This is a genomic window from Pseudomonas sp. NPDC087346, assembly GCF_044744235.1.
In the GTDB taxonomy this organism is placed as follows: domain Bacteria; phylum Pseudomonadota; class Gammaproteobacteria; order Pseudomonadales; family Pseudomonadaceae; genus Aquipseudomonas.
Genome location: NZ_JBIUXX010000023.1, coordinates 41,104 through 53,726, shown reverse-complemented (window position 1 = coordinate 53,726; position 12,623 = coordinate 41,104). Strand labels below are relative to the sequence as shown.

The 12,623-nt window shown below is 61.6% G+C and carries 14 protein-coding genes; 2 read left to right on the top strand and 12 right to left on the bottom strand.

Annotated elements, in window-relative coordinates; translation table 11 throughout:
- Together dxs and ACIOZM_RS15695 are read left to right on the top strand one after the other, a co-directional pair.
- Window positions 1–1,807: 1-deoxy-D-xylulose-5-phosphate synthase (gene dxs / locus ACIOZM_RS15700; RefSeq protein ID WP_401215454.1), on the top strand; the 1,807-nt coding region annotated here is incomplete at its 5' end.
- Window positions 1,808–1,948: 141 nt separating this feature from the next.
- The gene (locus ACIOZM_RS15695) at window positions 1,949–3,832 is read left to right on the top strand and encodes a TonB-dependent receptor domain-containing protein (protein ID WP_401215452.1); all 1,884 of its coding nucleotides are present in this window, start codon (window positions 1,949–1,951) and stop codon (window positions 3,830–3,832) included.
- Window positions 3,833–3,852: 20 nt separating this feature from the next.
- Here ACIOZM_RS15695 and ACIOZM_RS15690 read toward each other — a convergent pair whose 3' ends face one another.
- The 12 genes from ACIOZM_RS15690 to nrdR all read right to left on the bottom strand — a co-directional run.
- Window positions 3,853–4,653 carry a cobalamin-binding protein gene (locus ACIOZM_RS15690; protein ID WP_401215449.1) on the bottom strand — a complete coding sequence of 267 codons (801 nt, stop codon included), beginning with the start codon at window positions 4,651–4,653 and terminating at the stop codon, window positions 3,853–3,855.
- Window positions 4,653–5,072: an MFS transporter gene (locus ACIOZM_RS15685; protein WP_401215446.1), complete on the bottom strand. Its 420-nt coding sequence runs from the start codon at window positions 5,070–5,072 to the stop codon at window positions 4,653–4,655. The genes ACIOZM_RS15690 and ACIOZM_RS15685 overlap by 1 nt, the downstream gene beginning before the upstream one ends.
- Window positions 5,069–5,686, bottom strand: coding sequence for a GTP cyclohydrolase II (ribA, locus tag ACIOZM_RS15680; protein ID WP_401215444.1), 618 nt, complete (start codon window positions 5,684–5,686; stop codon window positions 5,069–5,071). Before ribA ends, ACIOZM_RS15685 begins: the two co-directional genes overlap by 4 nt.
- A gap of 218 nt (window positions 5,687–5,904) precedes the next feature.
- Window positions 5,905–6,654, bottom strand: a complete 750-nt coding sequence (locus ACIOZM_RS15675; RefSeq protein ID WP_401215441.1) for a substrate-binding periplasmic protein — start codon at window positions 6,652–6,654, stop codon at window positions 5,905–5,907.
- Window positions 6,655–6,702: 48 nt separating this feature from the next.
- Window positions 6,703–7,206, bottom strand: coding sequence for a phosphatidylglycerophosphatase A (locus ACIOZM_RS15670; protein ID WP_003228639.1), 504 nt, complete (start codon window positions 7,204–7,206; stop codon window positions 6,703–6,705).
- Window positions 7,203–8,168 carry a thiamine-phosphate kinase gene (gene thiL, locus ACIOZM_RS15665; protein WP_401215438.1) on the bottom strand — a complete coding sequence of 322 codons (966 nt, stop codon included), beginning with the start codon at window positions 8,166–8,168 and terminating at the stop codon, window positions 7,203–7,205. Before thiL ends, ACIOZM_RS15670 begins: the two co-directional genes overlap by 4 nt.
- A gap of 19 nt (window positions 8,169–8,187) precedes the next feature.
- Window positions 8,188–8,688 carry a transcription antitermination factor NusB gene (nusB, locus tag ACIOZM_RS15660; protein ID WP_401215436.1) on the bottom strand — a complete coding sequence of 167 codons (501 nt, stop codon included), beginning with the start codon at window positions 8,686–8,688 and terminating at the stop codon, window positions 8,188–8,190.
- A complete protein-coding gene (gene ribE, locus ACIOZM_RS15655; protein ID WP_401215433.1) occupies window positions 8,685–9,161 on the bottom strand; it encodes a 6,7-dimethyl-8-ribityllumazine synthase in 477 nt (158 codons plus the stop codon). Before ribE ends, nusB begins: the two co-directional genes overlap by 4 nt.
- Window positions 9,162–9,252: 91 nt before the next feature.
- A complete protein-coding gene (gene ribBA, locus ACIOZM_RS15650) occupies window positions 9,253–10,344 on the bottom strand; it encodes a bifunctional 3,4-dihydroxy-2-butanone-4-phosphate synthase/GTP cyclohydrolase II (protein WP_025109536.1) in 1,092 nt (363 codons plus the stop codon).
- A 16-nt stretch (window positions 10,345–10,360) separates the two neighbouring features.
- Window positions 10,361–11,026, bottom strand: coding sequence for a riboflavin synthase (locus ACIOZM_RS15645; protein ID WP_401215430.1), 666 nt, complete (start codon window positions 11,024–11,026; stop codon window positions 10,361–10,363).
- A 47-nt stretch (window positions 11,027–11,073) separates the two neighbouring features.
- The gene (ribD, locus tag ACIOZM_RS15640; RefSeq protein WP_401215427.1) at window positions 11,074–12,207 is read right to left on the bottom strand and encodes a bifunctional diaminohydroxyphosphoribosylaminopyrimidine deaminase/5-amino-6-(5-phosphoribosylamino)uracil reductase RibD; all 1,134 of its coding nucleotides are present in this window, start codon (window positions 12,205–12,207) and stop codon (window positions 11,074–11,076) included.
- Window positions 12,204–12,623: transcriptional regulator NrdR (gene nrdR, locus ACIOZM_RS15635; protein ID WP_401215424.1), on the bottom strand; the 420-nt coding region annotated here is incomplete at its 5' end. The genes nrdR and ribD, both read right to left, overlap by 4 nt.

Sequence of the window (12,623 nt, the reverse complement as noted above, 5' to 3'; positions counted from 1 at the left end):
TGTGGTTTCGCTTCTCGCTTCGTGTTTTTGGTTCCATTACCACCCCCCCCCCCCCCCCCCCCCGCGGGGTGGGCATTTCGGTGCCGGCCTGGGCGTCATCGAGCTGACCATCGCGTTGCATTACGTCTTCGACACCCCGGACGACCGGCTGGTGTGGGACGTGGGTCATCAGGCTTATCCGCACAAGATCCTCACCGGTCGTCGCGAGCGCATGGGCACTCTGCGCCAGAAGGACGGCGTCGCGGCTTTCCCGCGTCGCGCCGAGAGCGAGTACGACACCTTTGGCGTCGGCCACTCCAGCACTTCGATCAGTGCCGCGCTGGGCATGGCGATTGCCGCCCGTCTGCAAAACAGTGATCGCAAGGCTATCGCAGTGATTGGCGACGGCGCGTTGACTGCCGGCATGGCCTTCGAGGCGCTGAACCACGCGCCGGAAGTGAACGCCAACATGCTGGTGATCCTCAACGACAACGACATGTCGATCTCGCGCAACGTCGGCGGTCTGTCGAATTATCTGGCGAAGATTCTTTCCAGCCGCACTTATGCGAGCATGCGCGAAGGCAGCAAAAAAGTGCTGTCGCGCCTGCCCGGGGCCTGGGAAATCGCCCGCCGCACCGAAGAATACGCCAAAGGCATGCTGGTTCCCGGCACCCTGTTCGAAGAACTGGGCTGGAACTACATCGGCCCTATCGATGGCCACGACCTGCCAACCCTGATCGCCACCCTGCGCAACATGCGCGATCTGAAAGGCCCGCAGTTCCTGCACATCGTCACCAAGAAAGGCAAAGGCTTCGCCCCGGCGGAAGTCGACCCGATCGGTTATCACGCCATCACCAAACTCGAACCGCTGGACGCCCCGGCCGCCGCGCCGAAAAAGGCTGGCGGGCCGAAGTATTCGGCGGTGTTCGGCGAGTGGCTGTGCGACATGGCCGCGGCTGATCCGCGTCTGGTCGGCATTACCCCGGCGATGAAAGAAGGCTCGGATCTGGTGGCGTTCAGCGAACGTTTCCCGCTGCGCTACTTCGACGTGGCGATTGCCGAGCAGCACGCCGTGACCTTTGCTGCCGGTATGGCTTGCGAAGGCGCGAAACCGGTAGTGGCGATCTACTCGACGTTCCTCCAGCGTGGCTACGATCAACTGGTGCACGACGTCGCGGTGCAGAACCTCGACGTGCTGTTCGCCATCGACCGTGCGGGTCTGGTTGGCGAAGACGGCCCGACTCATGCCGGCAGTTTCGATCTGTCGTACCTGCGCTGCATCCCGGGCATGGTCATCATGACCCCGAGCGATGAAAACGAACTGCGCATGATGCTCACCACCGGCCACCTGTACAACGGCCCGGCGGCGGTGCGTTATCCGCGCGGCAACGGCCCGAATGCGACCATCGAGAAAAACCTCGACCCGATCGAGATCGGCAAAGGCATCGTCCGCCGTCAGGGCAGCAAAGTCGCCCTGCTGGTGTTCGGCGTGCAACTGGCCGAAGCGCTGAAAGTCGCCGAGAAGCTGGATGCAACCGTGGTCGACATGCGTTTCGTCAAACCGCTCGATGAAGCGTTGGTGCGCGAGATTGCCGGCAGCCATGAGTTGTTGGTGACCATCGAAGAGAACGCGATCATGGGCGGCGCCGGTGGCGCGGTCAGCGAATTCCTCGCTCGCGAGAACATTCTCAAATCGATGCTGCATCTGGGCTTGCCGGACATCTACGTCGAGCACGCGAAACCGGCGCAGATGCTGGCCGAGTGCGGGCTGGATGAAGCGGGAATCGAAGCGTCGATCCGCGAGCGTTTACAGTTGCTCGACCTGTAAACCCGACCCTGTAGGAGCTGCCGAAGGCTGCGATCTTTTGATCCTGCTCTTTGTCAGCTCCTGATTTTTTTCAGAAGCAAAATCAAAAGATCGCAGCCTTCGGCAGCTCCTACAGGGTTTTGCGTAACCAACGGACTGCCGATGAACCTCTCGCGCCTCGCCCTGCCCTTACTTCTGCTGCCCTCCGCCAATGCCCTCGCCGACACCTTCGAGCGCGATCAGGCACTGAAGCTGCCGGACATGCTGATCAGCGCTAACCGTCAGGTCGAAGCGCGCAACGACAGCAGTGCCGCCAACACCGTGTTCACCCGCGAAGACATCGACCGTCTGCAACCGAGCGACGTGCCGGATCTGCTGCGTCGGGTGCCGGGCGTGCAAGTGGCGCAGACCGGTGGGCGCGGCAGTCTGCCGGGGATCTATATTCGAGGCACCCAGTCAGCGCAAAGTCTGGTGCTGGTGGACGGGCAACGCATCGGCAGTTCGACGTCCGGCGATAGCAATCTGCAGCACCTGAACATCGAGCAGATCGAGCGTGTGGAAGTGCTGCGCGGGTCGCGCTCGGTGATTTACGGCAGCGATGCGATTGGCGGGGTGATTCAGATTTTCACCCGTCGCGGCACTGAGCAGGGTTTGCAGCCACGCATGCACGTTGGCTTCGGCAGCAACCAGACCTGGGAACGCAGCCTCGGCCTGTCCGGTGGCGACGAGAAGACCCGCTTCAATCTCGGCGCCAGTCTCGACGAAACCGCCGGCATCGACCGTACCCACGAGTCGTATCCCAGCGATGGCGACCACGATGCATACCGCAACAAATCGATCAGCCTGAGCCTCAGCCATGCGCTGACCGATGACATCGAAGTCGGCGCCAATCTGCTGGATAACCGTGGCAAGAGCGAGTTCGACAATCCGTTCGGCCGCTTCGACATGAACACGTTCGAGTCCGTCCAGCAGCAGCCCTACAGCGATTTCAACGTCAGCAGTGTCAGCAGCTACGTGGATGCGCGGGTCAACGATATCTGGAAAACCCGCGTCGAATTCGGCCACACCGAGAACCGCGAGAAGACCCTCGACAAGCTCAGCGACGAGCGCACGGTGTTCAACACTTACCGCGATTCGGTGAACTGGCAGAACGATCTGACCCTGAATGCGCGCAATAGCCTGATCCTCGGCGGCGACTGGTACGAAGACCGGGTCAACAGCAGCACCGCGTTCGACGAGGACAGCCGCTGGAACCGTGCAGCATTCATTCAGCATCGCTATCAGGCTGACAGCTTCTCCACGGAGCTGGGTCTGCGTCACGACGACAACCAGCAGTTCGGCAGCCAGAACACCTGGAGCGGCACCTTCACCCTGCCGCTGAACCCGGACAATGACCTGTTGCTGAGTTACAGCGAAGGCTTCCGCGCACCGACGTTCAATGACCTGTACTACCCGGATTTCAGCAACCCGGATCTGAAGCCGGAAACCTCGAAAAGCTACGAGCTGCAATGGCGTAGTCAGTTGAGCGACAGCACGCGTCTGGAAACGTCGCTGTACCGCACCGATCTGCAAGACGCGATTATCTTTGGCAGCAACTCGCGCCCGGAAAACGTCGCCTCGGCCCGCATCAACGGTTTCGAAGCGGCGCTGAAACAGGAGCTATTCGGCTGGCAGAGCAACCTCGGCGTATCGATCATCGACCCGCGTGACCGTGACAGCGGCCACACCCTGGCCCGCCGTGCGCGGCGTACCGCGAGCTGGGATCTGGATCGCCAGTTCGAAAAACTGGGTCTGGGCGCCAGTTGGCAATTGGTCAGCGGCAGTTACGACGACTTGAACAACACCCAGCCATTGGGCGGTTATGGTTTGCTCGGTTTGCGCAGCAGTTGGGCGCTGAACCGTGAGATCAAGCTGGATCTGAAGCTGGATAACGCTCTGGACAAGGGCTACAGCCGCACGAATTACAGCTATGACGGCAGCCAGTACGGTTATCGCGAAGAAGGTCGGGCATGGATGTTCGGGATCACCTGGACTCCCGCGCTCTAAGGAATGCCCCTCACCCCAGATTATTTGTCAGGTGCGATCAAGTGGCAGAGCTTGGCAGTGGCTTCGATCATCTGGCCGCTTGGGCGTTCGAGACCTTTGTCGGTGACGAGCAACAACTGATGTTGCGTCACCGCCGCCACTTGCGGCCAGGCTTTCCACGCATTGAGCTGGGCCTGATCGCTGGCCAGAATCACTTCCGGATTACGCTGCAACACCGCTTCGATGCTGACCTGCGGCGCGGGCAAGGTCAGGTCGGCGAAGACATTGCGTGCTCCGCAGACTTCCAGCGCATCACTGATGATCTGCCCACCGCCAACGGTGTACAGCGGCTGATCCCAGACTTGATAGAACACCCGCAACGGCGTGTCGCGCCGATAGCGCTGGCGCAAGTCATCGAGTTTCTGCCGCAGATCGCCCGCCAGTTTCACGCCCCGCTCGGCACGTCCAAGCTGCACCGCAATGGTTTCAATCTGCGCACTGAGTTGTTCGAGGCTATGCGGCTCGGCGACAAAGGTCGGGATGTTCAATCGCTTGAGCTGATCACGCTGCGCCGGGCCGACACTGCCGGGCCAAAGTAGCAGCAAATCAGGCTTGAGGCTGAGCAGGCGCTCCATGTCCAACTGACCATAACGCCCGACTGACGGCACATTTTGAATGGCCGCAGGACGCTCACCGGCATCCAGCACCCCGACCAGCAAATCGGCGGAATCCAGTTCAACGACAATTTCAGAAAGCGACGGCGCGAGGCTGACCACCCGCAGGCTCGCCAGCACCGGAGCCGAGACGGCCAGCAGCAGAAGCGCCAGCCACAGACGGCGCATCAGCCGAGTTGACGCGGGATACGATAGAGATAGAACAGCACCGCCGTGGACAGCGCCAGCAACATCAGCGGCACCGCTTCGAGGCCGACGAACACCGCCAGCGCGCCGATCCATGCCGGCAGCGCCGCCGCAAGAAACGCAGTCCGGCGAGTCGCCGCCAACGCGATCCAAGATGCCGGCTCTTCTGCGCTATCGAGGGCCTTTTGCGTGGCGATCAGCGCATGTTTGTAGCGACCGAAGAACTTCAGGCTGACAAACATCGAGGCCACGCCGGCAATGAACAGCGGCATCGCCAGCACCGGCAGAATCGCATCAGTCTGACCAAACAGAGCATTGAGAACGAACAGCGGCACCAGTGCCAGCGCCAGGTATTTCCACCAGGCTACTGCCAGACGACGCCGCACCTGACCGCGCGTCACGCCCGGTCTGCCTCGCCCTGATGCTCGTTGCCCATCATGTGGTCGAGCTTGCTGGCCTTGGTCGCCAGATACAGTTTGTTGTGCGGGTTGTGCCCGGTGTGCAACGGCACGCGCTCGGCGACCACGATGCCCATGTCGGTCAAGGCTTTGACCTTGCGCGGGTTGTTGGTCATCAGACGCAGGGACTTCACGCCCAGATGCTCAAGCATCGGCAGGCACATGGCGTAGTCACGCTGATCGGCGGCAAAGCCCAGACGCTCGTTGGCTTCAACGGTGTCGGCGCCGCCGTCCTGCAATTCGTAGGCGCGGATCTTGTTCAGCAGACCGATGCCGCGACCTTCCTGACGCAGGTACAGCAACACGCCACGGCCTTCGCGGGCGATGGCCTTGAGGGCGGCTTCGAGTTGCGAGCCGCAATCACAGCGCTGGCTGAACAAGGCGTCACCGGTCAGGCACTCGGAGTGCAAACGGCCGAGAACCGGGGCTCCGTCGGCAAAATCACCCAGGCTCAGCACAACGTGCTCGCGGCCGGTGGCTTCATCGAGAAAACCGTGCATGGTGAATTGCGCAAAAGGCGTTGGCAGCTTGGAAGCGGCGACAAAAACGACAGGCACCGGTGTGCTCCTGATCTAAAAAAGTCTGAAGATTCGCTGGCCGGCATTGTAACAGCAGGTTCCTGCAGGCGCTTAGGCTGAATTATCGGCCATAACGATCAAAAAGTTTGATGACACCGCAGACGACCTCGATCTCTGTAGGAGCTGCGGCACGCTGCGATCTTTTGATCTCGACCTTTAAAAAGACAAAGTCAAAAGATCGCAGCGTGCCGCAGCTCCTACAGGGGACTCGCAGCATCAGCGAATGGATACGGCTGTTTCCAGCGCTCAAAGATCGGCTTCAGCTCGCCACTCTTCACCAACAACTCCATGCGCTGGTCAAACAACGCCATCAACGTACGGGCCTGCGGTGTATCGGCGAAGCACAGGTACAGCGGCAATTCAGCGATGTGGGTTTTGCGAAACTGTTCAGGTTCCCTGGCCCGGCTGATCACGTAATCGATTTCGGTCAGCGCGTCGATGTAATAGTCCGCCCGGTTGTGGGTCAGCATCGACAAAATCCCGGTACGGCGGACGACCTCGTTGTAGCTCTTCACGTTGGGCAAATAATCTTGATAGTCGTAACCGCGCACCCAGGCCAGTCGATAGCTGCCGAGGGTTTCCGGGGTCGGCGCCGGATTGCTGGCAAGGCCGAGGGCATAGATGTGGTCGGTGTCGAAGTTCCAGCGCGGATACAGCAGCTCGCTGGCCTCTTCGTGATAGGAGCCGACGCAGGCGTCGATTTCGCCGCGTTCGGCCAAGCCTACGGATCGCGTGTAGGGTTCGGTGCGAATATCCAGCTTGACCCCGGCCGGTTCGAACACCTTGCGCAGCACGTCCCAACCCAGACCATGACCATCGGCGGCGGTGTAGTCCTGCCAGTCCTCACTGGCCAAATGGATGACCGACGGCGCGTGCACGGCTTCCTGCGCGTTGGCCACAGAGCCAAGCAACACAAACAGCAGAAGCATCAGCCAGCGTCGAGCCATCCCTAGTCCCCCTCACTTAACCCCGCGCACTTAACCCTGTTTGGCGGATCAGGCGAAAATCCACACCAGTCCCTGCATCGCCAGCCAGGCGAACACGCCTGCCAGCACGTCGTCGAGCATGATGCCGACGCCGCCATGTACATGCCGGTCGATCCATCGGATCGGCCATGGCTTGAGGATGTCGAAGAAGCGGAACATCAGGAAACCCGCGAGCAACCAGTACCAGCCTTCCGGCACCAGCCACAGGGTGATCCACATCCCGACCATTTCGTCCCAGACGATGCCTTCATGGTCGTGCACTCGCAGATCGTCAGCGACCTTGCCGCACAGCCAGAAGCCGAACAGCATGGTGATGCCGAGCATCAGCCAGTAACCCCAGTCGGGCAACATCTGCCACAACGGAATAAAGGGTAGCGCAACTAACGAACCCCACGTGCCCGGAGCTTTCGGCAAGGTGCCCGAACCGAAACCGAACGCGAGGAAATGCCAGGGATTGCGCCAGACCGACGGCGGAACGAATTCGGCCGGAACCTGTTTCGGGTGATCTGTCACGGTGACTCCTGAAAATGTTGATAACCCCGGATTTGCGGGGTGATGTCCAATCCTTCGCGATCCAGCAGCACCACACCCTGGCCCTGCGCCACTCGCCCGATCACATGGATCGGCCAGCCATCGGCGAGCAATGCCGGCAACTCGACGGACGGTAGGGTAAACGCCAGCACGTAATCATCGCCACCACTCAACGCCGCACGCTTGGCACCGCGCTGACCAAGGAAGGCAACCAGTGCTTCCGACAACGGCACACGCTCGTCCTCGACCTCAAGTCGCACTTTCGATGCCAAGGCAATGTGTCCGCAGTCGGCGAGCAACCCGTCGGAGATATCCAGCGCGGAAGTGGCTTTGCCGCGCAGCGCCTGACCGAGAGCGAGCTGTGGTTGTGGCGACCAGTAATGATTGAGCAGCGGCTCGGCAATCTCAGTGTCGGCCTCGCGCTGGCCGAGCACCAGCGGCAAAGCACCGGCGGCGTTGCCCAGCTCTCCGCCAACACACAGCAAGTCGCCGGGTTGCGCGCCGCTGCGGGTCAGTGCTTGCCCGGCAGGAACGCGACCGAACACGGTCATGGTCAGGCTCAGCGGCCCACGCGTGGTGTCACCGCCGACCAGTGCCACACCGCAGCTCTGCGCCATGCGGTTCAAACCACGGGCGTAGGCTTGCAGCCAATCGGCGGTCACCGTCGGTACAGTCAGGGCAAGGGTGAAGGCGATGGGCGTAGCGCCCATGGCAGCGAGATCGCTGACAGCTACGGCCAGCGAGCGCTGACCCAGCAAAAACGGATCGCAGGGGTCGGCGAAATGCACACCGGCCACCAGCGTATCGGTAGAAACCGCCAGCTGTTCCCCGGGGGGAACCGCCAGCAAGGCGCAGTCGTCGCCGATCCCCAGTGCAACGCCCTCGCCGCCCTGCGCACAAGGCGCGGCGGCGAAGAAATTACGGATCAGCTCAAACTCGCCCATTTGAAGTATCAAGCGCGTTTCAGCGCTTGAACGCCTTCACTTCAGCATCACGCAGGCGCGGGGCCAGCTTGTCGAGCACGCCGTTGACGAACTTGTGACCGTCGGTGGAACCGTAGACTTTCGCCAGTTCGATCCCTTCGTTGATCACCACGCGGTACGGCACGTCGACGCGCTTGAGCAGTTCCCAGGTGGACAGGCGCAGCACACACAGTTCAACCGGGTCCAGCTCTTCGATGGTCAGGTCCAGGCACGGCGTCAACGCAGAGTCGATCTCGGTCAGGCTGGCCGGAACACCGTGCAGGATGTCGTGGAAGTAGCTGGCATCGGCAAAGGTGAAATCGTTGTCGACGCGAAACTGCGCCTCGATTTCGTTCAGCGAAGTACCGGCCATGTGGCGCTGGTACAGCGCTTGAGTCGCCAACTGACGGGCAGCCCGGCGCTTTTCGCTTTTCGAAGGCTTGCCGGCGTCCGCTGGACGTGGATCGCGCGGGTTGAAACGATCGCTTTCGTCGCTAATCACTTGGCCTCCAACTGTGCCAGCAGGCTGACCATTTCCAGAGCGGACAGGGCAGCTTCAGCACCTTTGTTACCGGCCTTGGTGCCGGAACGTTCGATGGCTTGCTCGATGTAATCAACGGTCAGCACGCCGAAAGCGACCGGTACGCCGAACTCCATGGACACCTGGGCCAGGCCCTTGGTGCACTCGCCAGCCACGTATTCGAAGTGCGGAGTGCCGCCACGAATGACCGCGCCCAGGGCGATGATTGCCGCGAACTCGCCCTTCTGAGCGACTTTCTGCGCAACCAGCGGAATTTCGAAGGCGCCAGGTGCGCGGATGATGGAGATGTCGCTTTCGCTCACGCCGTGGCGAACCAGGGCATCAACTGCACCGCTGACCAGGCTTTCAACCACGAAGCTGTTGAAACGGCCTACTACTAGAGCGTAGCGGCCTTTAGGGGCGATGAAGGTACCTTCGATGGTCTTCAGGGTCATTCGTCAGATCTCTTAAAGAGCCGGGACGCGTGTGCTACGCGTCCCTCAGTGATTTATTTGCCGCGAATTCAGGGCCGCAAACAGCCGGTCATTATTCGGAGGGCACGTATTCTACAACTTCCAGATCGAAACCGGATATGGCGTTGAATTTCATTGGTGCCGACATCAAGCGCATTTTTCGTACGCCGAGGTCGCGCAGGATCTGCGAACCGGCACCGACGATGCTGTAAGTGGTCGGTTTTTTCACCGCAGCCTGATCGCCGGTTTCGCGGATGTGCGCCAGCAACACGTCGCCATCGAGCGGGTGACCGAGCAACAGCACCACACCGCTGCCCGCCTCGGCAACCGCAGCCATGGCGGCGCGCAGGCTCCAGCGGCCCGGTTGCTTGACCATCAGCAGGTCGCGCAGCGGGTCCATGTTGTGTACGCGAACCAGCGTCGGCTCTTCGGCGCAGACCGTGCCCAGCGTCAGGGCCATGTGCACGTCGCCTTCCACGGAATCACGATAGGTCACCAGGTTGAATTGGCCCAGTTCGCTGTCCAGTGGCTGCTCGGCAATCCGCTGAACGGTACGTTCGTGGATCATCCGGTAGTGAATCAGGTCGGCGATGGTGCCGATCTTGATGTTGTGTTCGGCAGCGAAAGCTTCCAGCTCAGCGCGACGGGACATAGTGCCGTCGTCGTTCATCACTTCGCAGATCACACCGCTCGGCTCGAAACCGGCCATGCGCGCCAGATCGCACGCAGCTTCGGTGTGGCCGGCACGCGCCAGGGTGCCGCCGGCCTGAGCCATCAGCGGGAAGATGTGGCCCGGGCTGACGATGTCTTCAGCCTTGGCGTCTTTGGCGGCAGCCGCTTGCACGGTGCGCGCGCGGTCAGCGGCGGAGATGCCGGTGGTCACGCCTTCGGCCGCTTCGATGGAAACGGTGAACTTGGTACCGAACCCGGAACCGTTGCGCGGCGCCATCAGAGGCAGCTTCAGCAGTTCGCAGCGCTCGCGGCTCATCGGCATGCAGATCAGGCCACGGGCGTGCTTGGCCATGAAGTTGATGTGCTCGGCCTTGCAGCATTCGGCGGCCATGATCAGGTCGCCTTCGTTCTCGCGGTCTTCGTCATCCATAAGGATGACCATCTTGCCTTGGCGGATGTCTTCAACCAGTTCTTCGATGCTATTGAGCGCCACAAGGCACCCCCTTGAGTCAGGATTTGAGGTAGCCGTTCTGGGCCAGAAAGCTTTCAGTGATGGTGCCGCCGGAGGTTGGCTCTGCAGCCTTGTCACCGAGCAACAGGCGCTCGAGGTAACGCGCCAGCAAGTCGACTTCCAGATTCACCCGGCGACCTGGCTTGTACGACGCCATGATGGTTTCGCTCAGGGTGTGCGGAATGATGGTCAGCATGAATTCGGCGCCATCGACCGCGTTCACGGTCAGGCTGGTGCCATCGACGGTGATCGAGCCTTTATGGGCGATGTACTTGGCCAGGTCTTTTGGCGCGCGGATGCGAAATTCCACAGCGCGGGCATTGTCGGCACGGGAAACGATTTCGCCGACGCCATCAACGTGACCGCTGACCAGATGCCCGCCGAGACGGGTGGTCGGGGTCAGGGCTTTTTCCAGGTTGACCGGGCTGCCGCTTTTCAGGTCATTCATGGCCGTGCAGTCGAGGGTTTCGCGGCTGACGTCTGCCGCGAAGCCGTCGCCCGGCAGTTCAACTGCGGTCAGGCATACGCCGTTGACCGCGATGCTGTCGCCGAGTTTGACGTCGCTCAGGTCGAGCTTGCCGGTTTCGACATGCACGCGCACATCACCGCCCTTGGGGGTCAATGCACGGATACTGCCGATGGATTCAATGATGCCGGTAAACATGGGGTTCTCCTTGAGAACAAGGCCAGCGCAATAGCGATGGCCGGGAATTATACGCTCGCCGAATGGACAGGGATGGCAGTGACTCGCCAGTCATCGCCCACGGCGCGAATTTCGCTGATTTTCAGCTCCGGCGCATCCTTCATATGGGCGAGCGGCCAGTCCAGCAAAGGACGCGCCGTGGAGCCGAGGAACTTGCCGGCAATGAAAATCACAAACTCATCGACCAGCCCGAGCTGAGCAAAAGCCCCCGCCAAGCGCGGACCGGCTTCAACCAGCACTTCGTTGACGTCACGCTTGGCCAACTCAACCAGCAACTGATGCAGATCGACCTGTCCGTCATCACCCGGCACGATCAGGCATTCCGGGCCATTGGCGTATTGCTCTTCGACCGCAACGCAAGTCGCGACCAACGCTGGGCCTGCCTTGAAGAACGGGGCATCCAGCGGCACCCGCAGGCGACCATCAATCAGCACCCGCAATGGCGGACGACTCATGGCCAGTGCGGTTTGCTCGGCATCGAGGCCCAGCTCTTCAGCGCGAACGGTCAACCGCGCGCCGTCGGCCAATACCGTATCGGCACCGGTCAGCACTACGCTGGCCTGCGCGCGCAGTCGCTGCACTGCGGAACGTGCGGCAGGCCCGGTGATCCACTGGCTCTCGCCACTTTCCATCGCCGTGCGACCGTCGAGACTCATCGCCAGTTTGACCCGCACGAACGGCAAGCCGTGTTCCATGCGTTTGAGGAAGCCTTGATTGAGCTTGCGCGCTTCGCTTTCCAGCACGCCGCTTTCGGTGGCGATACCGGCATCCGCCAGTCGCTGCAAACCACGCCCGGCCACTTGCGGATTCGGATCGCGCATCGCCGCAACCACCCGCCCGACACCGGCACTCACCAGCCCATCGGCGCACGGCGGCGTACGCCCATGGTGACTGCAAGGTTCAAGGGTGACGTAAGCGGTCGCGCCCCGGGCCAGTTCACCGGCGGCGCGCAAGGCGTGGACTTCTGCATGAGGTTCGCCGGCGCGTTCATGCCAGCCTTCGCCGACAATCTGCCCGTCCCGCACGATCACGCAGCCAACCCGGGGATTGGGGTGCGTGGTGAAGTGACCTTTGCGCGCCAGTTCCAGCGCACGGGCCATGAAGTGGGCGTCGAGGATCGCCTGCTCGGCGGCAGTGGTCATTCTTTCACCGGTTCGCGGGCGAGGCGGTCGATCTCTTCGCGGAACTCGTTGAGATCCTGAAAGCGCTTGTACACCGAAGCGAAGCGGATATAGGCGACCTCATCAAGCTTTTGCAGCTCGGCCATCACCAGTTCGCCGACCACGAGGGATTTGACCTCGCGCTCGCCAGTGGCGCGCAGCTTGTGCTTGATGTGAACCAGAGAGGATTCGAGGCGCTCGACGCTCACCGGACGTTTCTCCAGGGCGCGCTGCATACCGGCGCGGAGTTTTTCTTCGTCGAACGGCTGGCGGCTGCCATCGGTTTTGATCAGGCGCGGCAACACCAGTTCGGCGGTCTCGAATGTCGTGAAACGTTCGCCGCAGGCCAGGCATTCACGCCGGCGGCGCACCTGTTCGCCCTCGGCGACCTGTCGCGA

Coding starts and splice junctions, on each gene's coding strand:
- ACIOZM_RS15695 (WP_401215452.1), top strand. CDS start 1,949: ATGAACCTCTCGCGCCTCGCCCTGCCCTTACTTCTGCTGCCCTCCGCC.
- ACIOZM_RS15690 (WP_401215449.1), bottom strand. CDS start 4,653: ATGCGCCGTCTGTGGCTGGCGCTTCTGCTGCTGGCCGTCTCGGCTCCG.
- ACIOZM_RS15675 (WP_401215441.1), bottom strand. CDS start 6,654: ATGGCTCGACGCTGGCTGATGCTTCTGCTGTTTGTGTTGCTTGGCTCT.
- thiL (WP_401215438.1), bottom strand. CDS start 8,168: ATGGGCGAGTTTGAGCTGATCCGTAATTTCTTCGCCGCCGCGCCTTGT.
- ribE (WP_401215433.1), bottom strand. CDS start 9,161: ATGACCCTGAAGACCATCGAAGGTACCTTCATCGCCCCTAAAGGCCGC.
- ACIOZM_RS15645 (WP_401215430.1), bottom strand. CDS start 11,026: ATGTTTACCGGCATCATTGAATCCATCGGCAGTATCCGTGCATTGACC.
- ribD (WP_401215427.1), bottom strand. CDS start 12,207: ATGACCACTGCCGCCGAGCAGGCGATCCTCGACGCCCACTTCATGGCC.